Origin of the sequence: Microcoleus sp. N9_B4, assembly GCF_036701635.1 — a bacterium.
In the GTDB taxonomy this organism is placed as follows: domain Bacteria; phylum Cyanobacteriota; class Cyanobacteriia; order Cyanobacteriales; family Microcoleaceae; genus Microcoleus.
Map to the genome: position 1 here is coordinate 212,694 of NZ_JAUBRC010000003.1, position 17,173 is coordinate 229,866.

At 45.5% G+C, this 17,173-nt stretch carries 12 protein-coding genes and 2 pseudogenes; 5 read left to right on the forward strand and 9 right to left on the reverse strand.

Going from position 1 to position 17,173, the window contains the following annotated elements; all coding sequences use genetic code 11:
- Positions 1 to 48: 48 nt before the first annotated feature.
- The 4 genes and pseudogenes from QUA43_RS30775 to QUA43_RS03285 all read right to left on the reverse strand — a co-directional run.
- A pseudogene (locus QUA43_RS30775) lies at positions 49 to 621 on the reverse strand (DUF6745 domain-containing protein); the annotation flags it as partial.
- Between the two features lie 498 nt (positions 622 to 1,119).
- Positions 1,120 to 2,472, reverse strand: a pseudogene (locus QUA43_RS30780) (leucine-rich repeat domain-containing protein); the annotation flags it as partial.
- Positions 2,473 to 2,547: 75 nt separating this feature from the next.
- Positions 2,548 to 3,588, reverse strand: a complete 1,041-nt coding sequence (locus QUA43_RS03280; protein ID WP_333370976.1) for an ABC transporter permease — start codon at positions 3,586 to 3,588, stop codon at positions 2,548 to 2,550.
- 239 nt (positions 3,589 to 3,827) lie between these two features.
- Positions 3,828 to 4,340 (reverse strand): adenine phosphoribosyltransferase, encoded by a 513-nt coding sequence (locus QUA43_RS03285; RefSeq protein ID WP_333370978.1) that lies wholly within the window; start codon positions 4,338 to 4,340, stop codon positions 3,828 to 3,830.
- Positions 4,341 to 4,577: 237 nt separating this feature from the next.
- Here QUA43_RS03285 and QUA43_RS03290 point away from each other — a divergent pair, with 237 nt between their 5' ends.
- Positions 4,578 to 5,744: a pyridoxal phosphate-dependent aminotransferase gene (locus tag QUA43_RS03290; protein WP_333370979.1), complete on the forward strand. Its 1,167-nt coding sequence runs from the start codon at positions 4,578 to 4,580 to the stop codon at positions 5,742 to 5,744.
- Between the two features lie 162 nt (positions 5,745 to 5,906).
- Here QUA43_RS03290 and QUA43_RS03295 read toward each other — a convergent pair whose 3' ends face one another.
- On the reverse strand, positions 5,907 to 6,680 hold the full coding sequence (locus QUA43_RS03295; protein WP_333370981.1) for an RNA polymerase sigma factor SigF: 774 nt from the start codon (positions 6,678 to 6,680) through the stop codon (positions 5,907 to 5,909).
- A gap of 462 nt (positions 6,681 to 7,142) precedes the next feature.
- Positions 7,143 to 7,985, reverse strand: coding sequence for a photosystem II manganese-stabilizing polypeptide (locus QUA43_RS03300; protein WP_333370983.1), 843 nt, complete (start codon positions 7,983 to 7,985; stop codon positions 7,143 to 7,145).
- Positions 7,986 to 8,389: 404 nt separating this feature from the next.
- Here QUA43_RS03300 and QUA43_RS03305 point away from each other — a divergent pair, with 404 nt between their 5' ends.
- Positions 8,390 to 8,752, forward strand: a complete 363-nt coding sequence (locus QUA43_RS03305) for a hypothetical protein (protein WP_333081616.1) — start codon at positions 8,390 to 8,392, stop codon at positions 8,750 to 8,752.
- 67 nt (positions 8,753 to 8,819) lie between these two features.
- Here the strand turns inward: QUA43_RS03305 and QUA43_RS03310 are convergent, their stop codons facing one another.
- Entirely contained in the window at positions 8,820 to 10,493 is a 1,674-nt protein-coding gene (locus tag QUA43_RS03310; protein ID WP_333370985.1) for a calcium-binding protein, read from the reverse strand.
- Between the two features lie 406 nt (positions 10,494 to 10,899).
- The gene (locus QUA43_RS03315) at positions 10,900 to 11,886 is read right to left on the reverse strand and encodes an AEC family transporter (RefSeq protein WP_333370987.1); all 987 of its coding nucleotides are present in this window, start codon (positions 11,884 to 11,886) and stop codon (positions 10,900 to 10,902) included.
- Positions 11,887 to 12,098: 212 nt separating this feature from the next.
- Between QUA43_RS03315 and QUA43_RS03320 the strand changes: the two genes are divergently transcribed.
- From QUA43_RS03320 to QUA43_RS03330, 3 genes are all read left to right on the forward strand, one after another.
- Complete coding sequence (locus QUA43_RS03320) at positions 12,099 to 14,630, forward strand: VWA domain-containing protein (protein ID WP_333370989.1); 2,532 nt, start codon at positions 12,099 to 12,101, stop codon at positions 14,628 to 14,630.
- A gap of 310 nt (positions 14,631 to 14,940) precedes the next feature.
- Entirely contained in the window at positions 14,941 to 15,501 is a 561-nt protein-coding gene (locus tag QUA43_RS03325; RefSeq protein ID WP_333370991.1) for a hypothetical protein, read from the forward strand.
- Between the two features lie 150 nt (positions 15,502 to 15,651).
- A complete protein-coding gene (locus QUA43_RS03330; RefSeq protein WP_333370993.1) occupies positions 15,652 to 15,789 on the forward strand; it encodes a hypothetical protein in 138 nt (45 codons plus the stop codon).
- A gap of 40 nt (positions 15,790 to 15,829) precedes the next feature.
- Here the strand turns inward: QUA43_RS03330 and QUA43_RS03335 are convergent, their stop codons facing one another.
- On the reverse strand, positions 15,830 to 17,122 hold the full coding sequence (locus QUA43_RS03335) for a ribonuclease D (protein WP_333370995.1): 1,293 nt from the start codon (positions 17,120 to 17,122) through the stop codon (positions 15,830 to 15,832).
- Positions 17,123 to 17,173: the final 51 nt, after the last annotated feature.

Sequence of the window (17,173 nt, forward strand, 5' to 3'; positions counted from 1 at the left end):
TGTATCCGTGTTAATCCGTGTAGTGCCTTCCTTCTTCCTTCTGCTATATCAAGTCTGCACGGAAAATTCCTCTGGATCGATATCCCAATTTGCCCAGCGAATTGCCTCCCTAGCAGATGTCAGGTTAGGCGGCACTCTCAAAGCGTGAATGAATCCCGTACTCGGACAAGTCATTTTTAACAAACAAATCGGCTCGACATCGGCATTATCTATTTTTAATAGTGCATATTCCTGCCAACTATCTATTTGTTCTGCTGACAACTCTTGACAAATGCGATCGTAACCAATTCCTTCAATTAACACTCGCCGAAGTTCGGCATTCTCTTCTGTTAAAAGCCATTGTGATTGCCATTGATTTGGGTGGACTTTGCCGTATTCTTCAGGCAATCTGACGCCGTGATAATAGTAAAAATTCCATCCATCCGCAAACTCAATGGCAGGTTCTCCTTCCGCGTGCAAGCGGTTTTGACTGTCAAAGCGAAGATGGCGGGGGCGATCGCACACCGCGCAAATCTTTTCAAAGGGAAATATAAAACCGCAATGCTCGAAAAGCAGTTTTTGGGAGCGAAGTATTTCTTGTGCCTTTTGGGAGAGATTGACGCTTAATGAAGAGATATACCATTCAGTCAAATAGATTTTTTTAACCAAAGTCGTGGGGGTTTCAGGGGATTGGAGGCCGAACAAATAATCGGGAAAAACATTCCCCTTCGTTTTTTCCGATCGCGCATAGCTGCCAACCAATTCGTACATCAGCCACCTCATTGTGCTGTCTGCTTCGGACTCGATCGTCATGTGAGCGAGCTCAGACTCCCACAGGCCCGGACTTGTAAATTCTCTCACAATAATCGATGGGGAGATCCATTCCCACTCTAGCTTTTTCCCCAATCTATTCCTGTCCCATTCGTTTGACCAGTTTGGTGAATGGTCGCGTTTGGGCAAGTTGAAGATTTGGAGATAAGCGTCGCGGGGACTGCTGCAAATAATAACGGAGGGTTGTTCTAGCCCAATAGCGGCATAGGCAACTTTGATGGCTTCTGTAGCTTTTTGAGCATCAATTGGCTTAGTCGAGAGAGTAAGACGTTTCTCTGCGAGTTCGCCTAACACGCACAGAGCGGTAATTTGATTGTACCAGAGCTCCAGTGTTGTCAGATTGGTGAGCGATCGCAAGGCGCTGATGTCGGTAATTTGATTGTTTTCGAGCTCCAGTGTTGTCAGATTGGTGAGCGATCGCAAGGCGCTGATGTCGGTAATTTGATTGTTTTCGAGCTCCAGTGTTGTCAGATTGGTGAGCGATCGCAAGGCACTGATGTCGGTAATTTGATTGTTTTCGAGATTCAGTGCTGTCAGATTGGTGAGCGATCGCAAGGCGCTGATGTCGGTAATTTGATTCTCGCTGAGATTCAGTGCTATCAGATTGGTGAGCGATCGCAAGGCGCTGAGGTCGGTAATTTGATGATTGTTTTCGAGATTCAGTGCTGTCAGATTGGTGAGCGATCGCAAGGCGCTGAGGTCGCTAATTTGATTGTAGCTGAGATCCAGTTCTGTCAGATTGGTGAGCGAGCCGAGAAAGCTGATGTCGCTAATTTGATTGCTTTGGAGATTCAGTGTTGTCAAATTGGTGAGCGAGCCGAGGGATCTGATGTCGGTAATTTGATTGTCGTAGAGATCCAGTGTTGTCAGATTGGTGAGCGAGCCGAGGAAGCTGATGTCGGTAATTTGAGTGTCCCAGATATGGAGTGTTGTCAGATTGGTGAGCGAGCCGAGGAAGCTGATGTCGGTAATTTCATTGCAATAGAGACGCAGTGTTGTCAGATTGGTGAGCGAGCCGAGGAAGCTGATGTCGCTAATTTGATTGTCCCAGAGACGCAGTGTTGTCAGATTCGTGAGCGAGCCGAGGAAGCTGATGTCGCTAATTTGATTGAGGCTGAGATTTAGTGTTGTCAGATTGGTGAGCGAGCTGAGAGAGCTGATGTCGCTAATTTGATTGTGGTAGAGATTGAGTGTTGTCAGATTGGTGAGCAAGCCGAGAGAGCTGATGTCGCTAATTCCAGTGCTTTCGAGATTCAGTGTTGTCAGATTGGTGAGCGAGCCGAGAGAGCTGATGTCGCTAATTTGATTGTGGTAGAGATTGAGTGTTGTCAGATTGGTGAGCGAGGCGAGGAAGCTGATGTCGGTAATTCGATTGCCGCCGAGATTCAGTGTTGTCAGATTGGTGAGCGAGCCGAGAAAGCTGATGTCGCTAATTTGATTGCTGCTGAGATCCAGTTCTGTCATGCTTGAAAGTATCTGCTCCGCTGCTTGTGCGTCATCAGTGCCAGCCTTTTTTAACAACACTTTAACTGTGTGCCTTGCTCCTTCTGAAAGACTGTCAATATGCCTGCACCAGTCCGCAAAGCGGCTAAAACTCATTGGCTTGTTGGGTTGTTGTTCTGACATAAAACACTCCGAGATAGGTAATGGGGCATGGGGCATGGATAATGGGAATACTGTTGACTGTTGACTATTACAAATCGCCCTTGCGTACCTTCTGTTACTGAATTAAGTCTTCTATTTCAAATCTTCCAGCTTAATCCGAGGATCGACAGCTTTCAGGAGCAAATCTGCCAACAAATTCCCCACAATCAACATGGTCGCACCCATCATCAAACTAGCCATTACTAAATACAAATCTTGATTGTTCACCGCATCCAGAGTCAGCTTTCCCAAACCCGGCCAATTAAAGAAATATTCGGCAATAAACGCACCGCTCAACAAACTAGCAAACTCAAAACCCAATAGCGTAATCAACGGATTAACTGCATTCCGCAAAGCATGAATGTAAATTACTCGATCGTCCGGCAAACCTTTCGCCCGTGCTGTTCGGATATAATCTTGACGCAGCACGTCCAACAATTGCCCGCGCATCAATCTTTGCAAACCAGCAAAACCAGTAAGGCTGAGGGCGACTGTTGGCAAAATTAAATGCCAGCCGTAATCGAGGATTTGACCCCACCAAGGTAAGTCTGCGTGGTCGATACTTGTCATTCCTCCGACGGGAAACAGAGGCGAAGTATTCTGAGCAAAAAATAGCAGCAGCAACGCTGTGATAAAGCTGGGAAATCCTTGTCCGGTGTAGCTGACTACTTGCAAAACTCGATCGACTGTGCGGTTTTGATTGACGGCGGCGACAATTCCCAAAGGAATCGCGATCGCCCAAGTTACAATCAAAGATGCGATCGCCATTAATAACGTCGCCGGTACCCGTTCCCACAGCAGCGAAGCTACGGATCGCTGATACACAAAACTCGTGCCAAAATTCCCCCGCGTCACAATTTGTTGCAGCCACAGCCAATACTGCACAATAGCTGGTTTATCTAAGCCGAACTGCTGTTCGAGTTGCTTGAGTGTCTCCGGCGAAATCTTGGGATTTTGGCTCAAAGTATCCAAGTAATTTCCCGGTGCTAGCTCAATAATTGCAAAACAAAGCATTGATGCCAAAAATAGGGTTAAAAGTGCCTGCAACAGTCGCTTGAAAACATAAGTAAATGTTTCCCCAGCAAACAGAGAACTCAATAATTGCCAATTTCGATTAGATTTAATAGAAGTCATACTGTTTTAGATTTTAGATTTTAGATTTTAGATTTTAGATTGGAAGAATTGTGAATGATATTAATGCCGGTTGCATCGGAATGATGTAACCACAGAGAACGCAGAGATCGCAGAGAAAGAGAAGAGAGAGATGAATAATTCCGATGCAAAGCTCAAGAATATTATTTGTCAGCAGTCAACAGTCAACAGTCAACAGTCAACAGTCAACTGCCAACTGTCAACTGCCAACAGTTAACTAACTAATATTCAACTAGCGTGACGATCGGCACATCCGGCAATTTCTGCCTGCCGCCCAAAGCCTGCAATTCAATGATAAAAGCAAAACCCACAAGCTCGCAGCCAGCTTGCTCCAACAATTTAGCCGTCGCCGCCGCCGTTCCGCCAGTGGCGATTAAATCGTCCACAATCAGCACCCGGCTGCCGGATGTCATCGCATCTTGGTGCATCTCCAGTCGATCGACACCGTATTCCAATTCGTACTCAGCAAAATGAACCGTACCTGGTAGTTTCCCTGGTTTGCGGACAGGAATAAAGCCTATCCCCATTTTATAAGCCAAAGGCGCGCCAAAGATGAAGCCCCGCGATTCCATGCCCACCACATAGTCAGCAGACACTGCAGAGCATTTTTCCGCTAAGCTGTCAATGGTGTAGCTCAGCCCTTGCGGGTCGCGCAGCAAAGTTGTAATGTCTCGAAACATAATTCCCGGCTTGGGGAAATCAGGAATGTCGCGAATTAGAGATTTGAGATCCATAAGCTTGCAGATCGGCATTGAGGGTAACGAGGCATCAAAAATGGTACAATAATAACGTCAAAAAATAAAAAATAAAAATTAAAAATTAAAACTAAGAGCTTCTTTAATTTTTATTCTTTAATTGCTTAATCCTTTACGTACTATGTAAACAAATGTCATAATTCCCTAACAACAGGGTTGAATATCACGATTTGTCACCCTATGATCTAAAGTCAAAAATCTAATATCTAAAATCCAATGATTAAGTTGGCAGCACGAGTGGGCGAGGTTTCTCCTTCCATAACCTTGGCGATCGCCGCTAAGGCTAAAGCCATGAAGGCCGAAGGGATTGATGTCTGTAGTTTGAGTACGGGAGAACCGGACTTTGATACCCCCGAACACATTAAAGCAGCGGCAAAACAAGCTCTAGACGCGGGGAAGACTAAGTACGGCCCTGTGACTGGGGAACCGCAGTTAAAAGCTGCGATCGCCCGCAAACTCCAATCCGACAACAATCTCAACTATCAACCGGAAAATATTATTGTCACCAACGGCGGCAAGCATTCCCTCTACAATCTGATGATGGCTCTGATCGAGCCTGGAGAGGAAGTAATTATTCCGGCTCCCTACTGGCTAAGCTACCCTGAAATGGTGAAACTCGCTAGTGGCAAGCCAGTAATTGTACGGACTGATGCTTCTACAGGATATAAAATTACACCGGAACAACTGAGTGAAGCGATTACTCCCAAAACCAAGTTATTTGTACTGAATTCGCCTTCTAACCCGACGGGAATGGTGTATACTCGGGCCGAAATCAAAGCCTTGGCCGAGGTGATAGTCGATCGAGATATTTTAGTCGTTGCTGACGAGATTTACGAAAAAATTATATATGACGACGCCCAACACGTCAGCATCGGTTCCCTGGGCAAAGAAATCTTCGATCGCACCCTGATCAGCAGCGGTTTTGCCAAAGCTTACTCGATGACAGGCTGGCGAATCGGTTATTTGGCCGGGCCGATCGAATTAATCAAAGCCACCAGCACCATTCAAGGTCACAGTACCTCAAACGTGTGTACCTTTGCACAGTACGGTGCGATCGCAGCTTTGGAAAGCAGTCAAGAGTCTGTCGAAACAATGCGTCTAGCTTTTGCCGAAAGGCGTCAGGTAATATTTGAATTACTCGATGCTGTCCCTGGAATTAGCTGTATTAAACCAGACGGTGCTTTTTATATGTTTGTCAACATCAGCAAGACTGGAATGAATTCTTTGGAATTTTGCGACGCTTTCTTAGAACAGCAGCAAGTAGCAGTTATTCCGGGGATTGCGTTTGGTGCAGACGACCACATTCGCTTGTCTTACGCCACCGATTTAGGCACAATTAAAAAAGCCGTAGAAAGGCTCGATAAATTTGTCCGCAGCATCTAAAAATTAGTTAGTAGTCTGTTGACTGTTGACTGTTGACTGTTAACGGTTCACTGTTAACTGTTAACGGTTGACTGTTAACTGTTAACTGTTCACAACCAACAACTGACAACTGACAACTGACAACCAACAACTGACAACTGACAACCAACAACTGACTAATAACTAAAGTTGTTTAGTCATAATCTCTTTGAGCAAATCCAGCCCCTTCTTAACTCGCCGAGAAACAGTCACCGCACTGATACCCAAGCGTTCAGCCGTTTCCTTCTGCGTCAAATCGTAGAGAAAAACAAACTCTAATATCTCGCGAGTCCGTTGTTCCAACATAGCCAAAGCTTGCTGTACGCGAATTTGATCCTCTTGCGCCAACTGAAAACTCCGATACTTGCTATCGGGGACCAATTCTCCCAGACAAGTCGCCCCCTCATCTTCATCTTGCATCGGCGCGTCCAAACTCAGAGGCGATCTGTTGAGATGGGCCAACTTAATTTCTTGCCATTCTTGTACAGAAACCTCAAGGACTGCTGCTACTTCAGCATCCGTAGGTTTGCGGTTTAACTGCACCTGCAAATCCTTGATCGCTGCTACTGATTTGCGTTCCAGGGATTGCCAGTGGCGGGGAAATCGCACAGAAGGGCTTTTGTCCCGCAAGTAGTGTTGAATTTCGCCCCGAATGTAGGGAATTGCAAAGGAACTAAAAGCGTGCCCCTTCGCGATATCAAACCGCTCGATCGCCCTGATCAACCCAATACACCCGACTTGCAGCAAATCGTCGTAGCTTTCACCGCACTGGTTGATCCAGTGGTAAACTTCTTTTCTCACCAGCCCAATATTCAGTTTAACTAACTGATTGCGGGTTTTATTCGATCCAGAAAGTTGGTACTCGCGCAACAATTGCAAATTTTCGCTTTTTAGGTCGTTCGGCACTGTGGTAGACATGGTGACATAAGGGTTGGTAGAGCAGAGGACTGAGGTTGCTTTAGATCTAGCTTCTAATCTAGTCTAAAAAAATTCACTTTTAGGTAGTGTAATCCTAGCACTTAATAGGTGTGATAGCGGACACACCAGTTGAGTTTTCGGTACGTAAACGGATTTAGAGGGATGCTCCGAAGTTTTTCGGCATCAGGCAGACTTTTACCAGGTAGAAGGTCTTCGACCGAATCCCGAATTAAACCAGGATTTTTGAAATTTATATTATAAGCTGAAAGCGCTGTGAATACAAAACTTTAATTAATAAAAAATCCCAACTTTATAACTTGCGAATGACCACAATTTAATCATAAATTTAGTCATTAGTCAACAGTCCTAAGTTATGTTGCTCAAGACTGTTGGCTAATGAAGGGCGAGCAGGAGCTTTACGGCCAGAAACTGCTCAAGTTCGATCGATCCTGAAAGCCAATTTTATGAGACAGAAGGCTCAATGCGAGCGTAAAACAAACCCCGAATTTTCACGTCCAGAGCCGGTCTAGCTCCCAAATCAGTATCAGAAGGCTGCGTGCTCTCAAAAATCCCGCCAACTTCGCCAGTGGCGCTGTTGACTTTAGCAACTTGGAGAGAAATTTTGCCCGCCTTGGTGCGAGTGTCAGCTACCTTAACATTAGCCCGCACACGTTTGGAATTGTCAGTAGCCGGAAGCGCTACAGCATTGTCGTAGCCAGTCGATACCCCGCGAGCTTTAGGGTCTAAAAAGCCTGCGCTGCGGTAAGAAGGAACGTTAAACTCCCCTCGCAAATCGGTGGAAGTATTGATAGCAACCACTCCCGGTTCGGAACTTGCCACTAGCTGTTTAATGGTAAACAAGAAAGGTACTTGCTCTCCGCCCGGTAACTGAATCGTAATAGCTTGAAAATCCAAGCCGTCTTCTTCTGTGAAAGTCAGAGTTCCGTCAGTACCGACCTTGAGCGTACCTTGAACTTGGTCAATGCTCGACGTGAACCGTGTCAGCAATTTACCAGGCACAAATTCCGCTTCTTGGCGTTTGTTTGCTGGTTCTTCCTTGACAAAATAAGTTGTGGGCTGCAAACATAAACCAGTCAGTTTATAGGTGGCGCCCGCTTCGATGGGGATCGATCCCCGAGAAGTTTCTGCCAAGCTAGGGCAGTTATTAGCCAAGCCAGTACCTCTAATCTCGTCGTAGGTGAGCAACTCGGTAGTCGCCACCGTCGTGTCAGAAGCAGAAGAACAAGCAACCAGCGCACTCATGCAAAATGCTAAAAGTGCAACAATTAAAGCACGATATTTCATTGCAAACCTCAATATCCAACATCGGATTATATTAAGAAAAAGCCCTAGTTCGAGCAAAATATAATTGCCCGCCGGCAGGCTAGGCCAGCGCTTAGGGTAGCATTTAGATCCTGATCCCTCGCTTCACCGACACCGGCATTGACTCAAAAAATCAAGCTAGTGCGCCGTGAAAATAAGCATGAACTTATGATTTCTCAATCATGTTCGGATCGCAGCCCAATACACATGGTACGACGGGTTGTGCTCTTTTCCTGACTTGGACTGCAAATTAATATTGCTTAAGTCAACCTACTTAAGTTACTTTGCTTATGATGACCCCGAATGGCGATCGCGACTAGCTCGATTAGTCGGTTGACCAAAAGGCTGGGGACAAAGGCCTTGTAGATTTCAAAGGAAGCAGCGGTATGGACAACGGCAAAGATTTAGAGTCAGAAAAGTTGCAGTCTCAAATGCAATCAGTGACAGAGGCGATTCGGACTTTAGCCGAAAGTTGTCAGGGAGACAGTCTGCTGCTTTTGGCCCTGCTGCGGAGGCTGGAAGCTTCGCACCGGGAAATTCGGGACGGTTTGTTTCAAGCGTCTTTTCCCGACAACCGCCAAGCACTTTACAAACTGCTCAGGAATATTGAAGCCAATGGCGGCTGGCCTTACATCCACCGCATGAAACTTCGATCGCTCTTGGGGTACAGCCAACAATTATCTCCCCTAGAAGATTCTCCAGCCGAGTCGCCAGAAGACTCGGCCGAAACTCCCCAGGACGTTAAATAGTGATGAGTGATGAGTTTAGTGAGTTTTACATTAACTCATCACTCATCACTGAGCTGCGCGATCGCACCTAGAACCCGAAAGGTGTAGGAACAGGTGTAGGAAAAGGTATCAGGTTCGGCACCGCCGTCGGGAATATCGGCGTCTGGCCGGGCATTGGCAATAGTCCGGGGGTCGGCGCCGGGGGGATCGAACTAATTGATAGCAGAGGCGAATCAGGCACACTAACTGTCGGCGGAGTTGGAATCCTCGAAGCAGTCGGAGTCGGAGTCGGTGCTGCAGTCGGAGTCGGAGTCGGTGCTGCAGTCGGAGTCGGAGTCGGTGCTGCAGTCGGAGTCGGCGTCGGTGCTGCAGTCGGAGTCGGCGTCGGTGCTGCAGTCGGAGTCGGCGTCGGAGTCGGCGTCGCGGGTTCCGTGAGAGTCGGCGTCGCTTCTTCCGTGGGAGTTGGAGTCGGAGTCGGAGTCGGAGTCGGAGTCGGAGTCGGAGTCGGAGTCGGAGTCGGAGTCGGAGTCGGAGTTGGAGTTGGAGTTGGAGTTAGAGTTGGATCTGTAATTGTTGTTGTTGTTGTAGTTGTAGTTGTAGTAGTAGTTGTTGTTGGCCTGGGAGTAACCGTCCCAGTCACAGCGATAAAATCATTGGCATCGATCAGCGCCGCCGGAGTGTCTGTCAAAATTGCTAAAAGCTTGCCGTCGAGCGTAATTACTGTATCCCTGAGATTTGCACCGTTGCCTTGGCTAACTACAAGTTGACCGAAAGATAAATTGCTCGGCAGTCCAAAGAAATCCTCTGCCTCATTGTAATCAGTAATTAAAACCAAACTGCCAGGCCCGGCTCCCAATCCAAAAACATCGCTGCCGCTGCCGCCAGTCAGAGTATCCGAACCCTCGCCTCCGATTAAAGAATCATTACCCTCTGCCCCAAATAAATTGTCATTGCCGAAACCGCCCAAAATGGTATCGTCGCCGATACCTCCAGCCAAGGAGTCATCGCCAAAACCGCCGTCGATACCATCATTGCCTTTGCCACCAAACAGGAAGTCATTGCCTTCATCTCCCAGTACCGAGTCGTCGCCTTCATCGCCGCGAAGGGTATCGGAACCGCTGCCGCCAAAAACTGTATCGTCAGCCTTGCCACCGAATATCTGGTCATTACCAGCGTCTCCGAAGAGCGAATCGTTGTCGGCATTGCCGTACAAAGTGTCGTCGCCGTCGCCGGCGGTCAAATAATCGTTGCCGTCTCCGCCCAACATTTGATCCCTGCCGCTACCGCCGTTGAGAGAATCGTTCCCCGCATTCCCGTAGAGAAAGTCATCATCAGCATTGCCGAACACGGAATCGTCGCCGTCATTCCCTGTGAGGGTGTCGTTGCCAGTACCGCCAGCAATCACATCAAAGCCTGCGTTGCCAATAACTAAGTCGTCCCCGGCGTCTCCCAAAACGCTGTCTATCCCGTCGTTGCCTTCGAGAATGTCGTTGCCCAAACCGCCGCGAATCGAGTCGTCGCCGTTCCCGCCGGAAGCAAAATCGCGGCCTTGGTTGCCAATAAGTTCGTCATTTCCTTCACCGCCAATCAGCGAATCTGCTCCGTCACCTCCCAGAAGCTGGTCGTTGCCGCCGTCGCCCTCTAGGGTGTCATCTCCTCCCGCACCCAGGAGCGAATCATCGCCATCTAAGGCGCGAATTCGATCGCTCAGCGGAGTTCCTAGAATAAAGTCGTTGCTGTCTGTGCCGATCAGGTTTGCCATACGGGATACACCGCTCCTCAATAAAATAAATAGTTTGAAATTATGTTAATCGCCTTCGTGACAAGGGATTGCTGCTTGCCTAGGTTAGCATAATTGAGATTTTGGCAATCTGGCTCCCGTGGCGCGGCAAGTTTTGCCAGTGTCGGGAGTTGCCGTCAAATTGGTTTGTAGTGACGAATGCAAGTCCTCACTAGACATCTCCCATAATTGTTGTGGAACAGGCATCCTGCCTGTTCTTGACTATCTTTTTGCCAAATTTCTACTACAAACATCCATCGCCGATCGTCTACTAAAATTAATATTTTGATTAAGCTGCTACGCATCTAAATTGAATACCGAGACGGGCAGGATGCCCGTCCCACAATAATTGTAGAAAAATTGACTCTCAAATTAGATGCACAGCAGCTTAAAAACCAAATAACCGCATCCATATTGGAATAGTAAACAATAAACTAACGCAGCCCATCCCGATCGCAGTTACTGCTAATTCGCGATCGAGATTGAAAGCTTCGGCCAACAACGTAGTACCAAAAGCAGGAGGCATTGCCATTTGCAGCACTAGCACAAGTCGCGGGGCACCCGCGATCCCAAAAAATGTTAATCCCATGCCAATTACCAAGGGAATTAACAACATTTTAATCACGAGACAAGCCAAAACTTGTTTGAGGTTGTGCAAGGAATTCAACTTGCTCAACTGCATCCCGATCGTAATTAAAGATAAAGTAATTACAGTCCAAGCGCCTGTTGTTAACAATTCTGCGATTTGTGGCGACAGCGGCAAGCTGCGCGAGACAAATCCTAAACCAAAAGCCCACAGTGCCGGATTCTGAAAAATTGCCCGCAGGGGAGCTAACCAACTCTGACTTTGCACACTTTTACCGCAGTGAGAAGCAATAGCAACTCCCAGTATATTCATTCCCATGGTAGTGCCTAGCAAGTCATAAAACAACGCCCAGGCAAAGTGTTCCGAGCCTAATAAGGACAAGGTGACGGGAATGCCTAAAAAACCCGTATTACCCACCATCGTTGCCAATAAGAAGCTGCCTTGAGTGGGCAAACTCCAAGCGCTGGTGTACTCCGGGCTATTTTGGGGGCTCCGATTAAGAGTCTTAAAACGTTCCTCGCCGACAACAAAAGTTATCAAAATCCAAGCGAGTCCTCCACCTGCTAGAATTGCCGCCCAAGCTGTCAGCGGCGCAATCAAAATAGCGCCAGACAAATTGGCGCGACGGATAAAAGCAACAATGCTCAATGGGGTGCCAAAGAAGAAAAGAAACTTGGCTAAATATGTAGAATAGCTTCTCGGTAACAGGTGGCCGAGAAAAAATCCGAACGCCACCCATCCGATCAGATTTAGATAAAGTTTGAGCAGCGGATTTTCTAAATAAAGCATGATTGGCTAAATCTTTACTAAATATTTACGCAGATCCACTACTTTTGCCAAAACTACCCACCTTTACCCTACCGCCGCAGTTTTCCCTGGCACCGCGGCGCTAAATATAAATAGTTATTCACCCTCCCAGATAATTTTTCAGACAGGCCTTGACATCCACAGAAGCGCGTGTAATCATAAAGTTGAGGAATAAATCAACATAGGTGATAACTATGGCACGGCAAGCAAAACAATCATCTCAAGTTAAAAGTTCCAGCAGCCAAGCAGCCTCCAATACTCGCACCAAATTTACCCTCTACAATTTTGCCGGAAACGCAAAGGCCTTCTATCTAGTCGATCGCATTAATTTAGAAAGAACACCAGGCGATATCCCAGAAAAATCCGTCGCTCACAGCATCATCATCATCGACCGTTCCGGCTCAATGTATTATGACTTAGAACCGCTGAAAGAAACCCTAATTAAGCTTTTGACCTTAGACGAATACAACAATTACCAGCTAATTGTCAGCCTGATTTCCTATGCTGACAAGGGGGACGTAATTTGTCACTTCCAGCGAATTCCCATTCAAGAAGTGCTGAAGTTTGACTCTCAATACATCAAAGAAATTCAAAAAATCCACACGGCTGGCTGTACCTGCATATCGCAGTCGATGCAACTCGCTAAATCTCTGGTTAAAGCGGGAGAAATGACAGCGATCAATTTGCACACAGACGGCTATGCAAATGACCCCAGTGCGAATTCGGAAGCTGCAAAACTAGGGGAAATTTGCGAAGAACTCAAAGACATGGATGTGTTTGCCAACACGATATCCTATGCCTCTGCTGACTTCAAACTTCTCTCCAAAATCGCCAACACATTATCGGGGAATTGCATCCGCGCTGGCGAAGTCAAAATGGTTTATGATGCTCTTTACGACAGCACAAAACTGTTAGGCAGTTCCGTTGCACCGCCGTTGGAAGAACCGTTAATCAAGGAATACGATTATCAAGTTTTTGTTTCCAAAAGTGGGAAAAAAATTAACGGTTCATCGAGCACGCTGAAAATCTGCGGGCTGAAAGCAGACGATCGCGGACTGTTTTACAAATATCAGAAAGTCGCCAAAGATGAGTATGACAAAGTAGATGTTCCCGTTGCTCAAACTGATGAGTCGGTGTTGGCTTTTGCGAAAGCTAACCTCGCTGACGGCAATTTAAATACGGCTAAGTATGCGCTGGCGAGCACCTTCGACGCTACTTTGACGGAAAAACACGCGAAAGCTTTGACAAATGCCCAAATAGCGGAGTTTACGGAAGATTTGGAACAGGCTGTTTTTGCGCCTGATGTGTTGAAAAATCATGAAATTGGCGATCGGGTAAAAGTCAGCGACAAAATTTCTCTGCTAGAGTTAGTCAAGATATTGGAGGAAAACAGCAACAGCATTATTATCAACTTAAAACACTTGCAAGAAAACTATCAGCGAAAAGGTTTGAAGCGAATTGAAGGAAAGCGAGACGAAAACGGCAACCTTGTCAAGCCTTGGCTGAAAACAGAATTCTTAGATGGTGGCGAATACGTGCGAATGGGTTCATTTGCCATCAATCAAAATACCGCTACCATCAATATGCTGATTACCAGAAAAGTTAAGCTGGTAAAAGTTGAGGATGAAACTTTAATCGCAGAAGTGGCGGGAATTCTAGTTACAGATCTCAATACTTTCAACAATTATACCATTGTCAGCGACGGCGAAGTTAATATCAAGTCGCTGCGAACCAAAATCAGCAGTAAACCAGTGTTTGATTTGCTCAAAAAATGCGGTGTCCTTGAAAAAGACGGTTCGCCCGTGCAAGAATTTGACTTTCGTTCAGAGTACGATATTAAGTTAGAGACTTTGCCCCTGGTGCCTTTTGACGGGCGTTACGGCAGCCTTGACGGAGTGTTTGAGGAACTCGCAGAAATCAAAATTCTCTCTAGCATTCTCTCGGCTCATTTGAAGGAGGACTCCGAGGCTTACACTGCGGAACAATTGGAAGAATTGAAACAGCATTATCTGTCAAAAAGCCTTTACATCAACTTTCCCACGACGACGGAATACACAGATTTAAAAAGTGCGATCGCCAACGGTTCAGTAGATTCGCGAGTCAGCTACAAAATCGACATCGGCAGCAAGAACATCCTCAACTTCGGCAAATTGCACTCGGCCAACAAATTTCTCGATCGCCTTTATGAAGTTTACCACAAAAACACGGGCGAAAAGCTAGCAAAACCGACATTTGACATCACCTTAGATGAGCCTGTTGTCTTCGCACACAAAACGCTGTCATCCCGAACAAAAATCACCAAAGTTGACGACTTGATGAAACTGATTTTCGATGAGTTTTTGGGGTTGGAGGATAACGGAATTGTGAGCGCTACTTTAGCCAAAGTGGGTGCAGATAGTTTGCTACGCCTTTTGCAAGCGAAATGGCAGGAAGAAGATATCAAGCGAGACGAGTTTGTCGCTGCTTTAGCTAATGCGAATGAGCGACTGGAAGCTTATGCCGAAAAAGTGTACAGGGAAAAAGTTTCACCGCTGGTTTTCTATATCGGTTCTACCGGACTTATCCCGGATGAAATGGAGGCAAAAGCGGCGACTGCTGAGGAAATTAATTCTAAATACGGCAACTTGCAATTTTCTAAAGATGAGCAAGAGGGGATGTTTTTTGAAGTCGGCGACTGCATTATTAGCGTGTATGCTAAGAATGAGTATTTCACGGTAGGGAAGTAGGAATTATGGTGGGCTTTTGCCCACCTTGGTTAAATATGGGTGATTGAAATAAACCGCAAAGGCGCAGCGGTGGCGACTAGGAAATAGGTAGATGGGACAAGTGTTAGGTTGCCAAGACGAAAGAGCGGAATCCTTTGGGTTTGTAACTTTCCTTTGGTGTTGCCTTTCCAAACGCTGGTTTGAGGTGAATAGTCGGCGGTTCCTATGCTGATCGGTTCGGATATCCGCACTGATTTACAGTTGTTGACTTTCTAAGCAAAATGCTAGTGTTGATGAGCTTACAAATTTTCTCCTTAACTTCATAAAAAAAATGAGTGCAATAAAGAACGAACAAGCAAAAGAGTTATTGCTCAAAGCTGAGGATTTAATGAATGAAGAAAAATATCTAGAAGCAATCTTTTATGCTACGGCTGGCTTAGAAATAATGTTTGAGATAGCTGATAATTTCTTTTCTAATAAAAAACAATTTTATTTTGGCTTTGACCCTCATAATTATTTGAATGAGGTTGATCTTATCAAGGGTATTTACGTTGAAAAGTCTTCAAATAAAGAAGTATCATCGAAATTAACCAAAGGGATAAAAGCTTTAAAAGATGGTGTACAGCATTCAGTGGACAGAATACAAGAATTAGATGAAACAACTATGTGCTATTGCTTAGGTATTAATATAGAGCAATATGTCCGCTATAGAAAAATGGCAGGATATTTCTACCAGGGCATAGGAATTAATCGAAAATCAGGCCTTTTCGGTAGTGGAAAACTTAATTTTGATAAGAAAGATGCGGAAGTTTCATTGGGCTACTGCGCCAACACTATAATAAAAATTGAAGAGACTTTAGAAAGACTCAATAAGCCTTTAAGCGAGGAATAATCAAAAGACTGATTTTTCTCACTTTCTCACCAAGGTAGAAACTCCAAAGCCCCAATTTTTTATACCACTTCTTAAAAGTCATGCAACATAGGCTAGGGATGATCTAATCTAATCCACTTAGAGATTCTCTTGTAGCATAATTTTTTGGAAGTGGTATTACTAGACAAATTTGACAAACTGCGGCATGGCGATCGCCACGCCACAAACACAGCGATCGCATTGAGCGAGTCGCACGTTACAAACTTTACATTGTGTCCTATTTTGCACGTATCTCGGCTTTACCCTTAGAGAACACAGAAAAATGAGCGGAAAGGTGATATTTTAGTAGTTAAAACGGGATTTCCTCATCTTCATCTTCCACAATCTTAGCCGTCATCCGCCAACTCGTAATATACTCAATTTTCACATCAATTTTGTTAATCGCTTCCCCTAACCGCTTTTGGATGTATTGAGTCAGCGTCACCATAAAATCTAACTCAACTCCCACAGATAGCGCAAGTTTTGCCAATTTAGCAAAATCTACCTTCAAAATTGAGGAACTGGATAACTTAAAATGGGGAGTATTTTCCTGATTTTGCACCAACATTGCTTTTTTAATTCGTTCTTTCAGATGCTCAACTTCTGAATCCAGTAACTTCCATTCAGGCAAAATTTCTTTGTACCTTTCCCCCAACGCTGTTAAATCCTCACTCTCCGGTTCCGGTGCAATTTTCTTAGTATATTTCCGCCGTTGCTGTACATTAGAATTTAACCGCCAACTCGCAATCTCCTCAACTTCCAAAGATGGATGAGCGATGAGTTGGCCTAACTGTTTTTGAATTTCTTTCGTCAGCGTTACCGGAAAATTTAACTCAATTCCCTCAGTTTGCGTCAATCTGGCCAGCGTCATAAAATCAACTTTCATCGTTATCGAACTGGACAGCTCAAAATAAGAACTGTCTTTGAGCTTTTGGGCCAGCATCCCTGCTTTGAATCGTTCTTTAACTTCAGCGATTTCTGAATCTAGCGGCTTCCACCGAGATTCTATTTCCTGATATTTTTCGCCCAATGCTGTCAAGTTTTCCGTTGCGGGTTCGGGGTAACATTGGGCAAGGATTTCTAGCAGGCGGCGATGCACTCCAGCTAAATAAACCGCGTCCATCTTGGCATATTCTAGCTGCTTCTGGGTGAGGGGACGCTTTGCCCAATCGCCGCTTTGTTCTGTTTTATCTACATAAGCAATGCCGCAAAGTGTTTCTATTAAAGTTTTGAGTTGTCGATTAGGTAAGGGCAGAATGTAATCTGGAATCTTTCTCGCCATTTTTAATGTGCAAGTGACATTTTGAGCGTCGTCATTGCCTAGAAATCGGATGTCATAGCTGGAGTTGTGCAAGACTTTTTCAATATCGGGATTGACCATGATTTGGTTGATGAAATCTTTTGCCAATTCTGGTTTATCCAAGACATCTAGTAGAAAAGTGGCATCTCCCGTCAAATCTGTGGAGTCAGCTAACACCTGAATCAGAGATAATCTGGGGTTGGATTTATAGTCTGCTATTTCTGTGTCAACCCACAGGATTTTAGCTTGGGAAAATTTAGCGATGAGTGCTTTGATGTCGTTTGTGGCTGTTAAATAAGGCATTTTTAGAGACTTTGGCTATTAACTTTTTGATTATATTATGCTATAGCAATT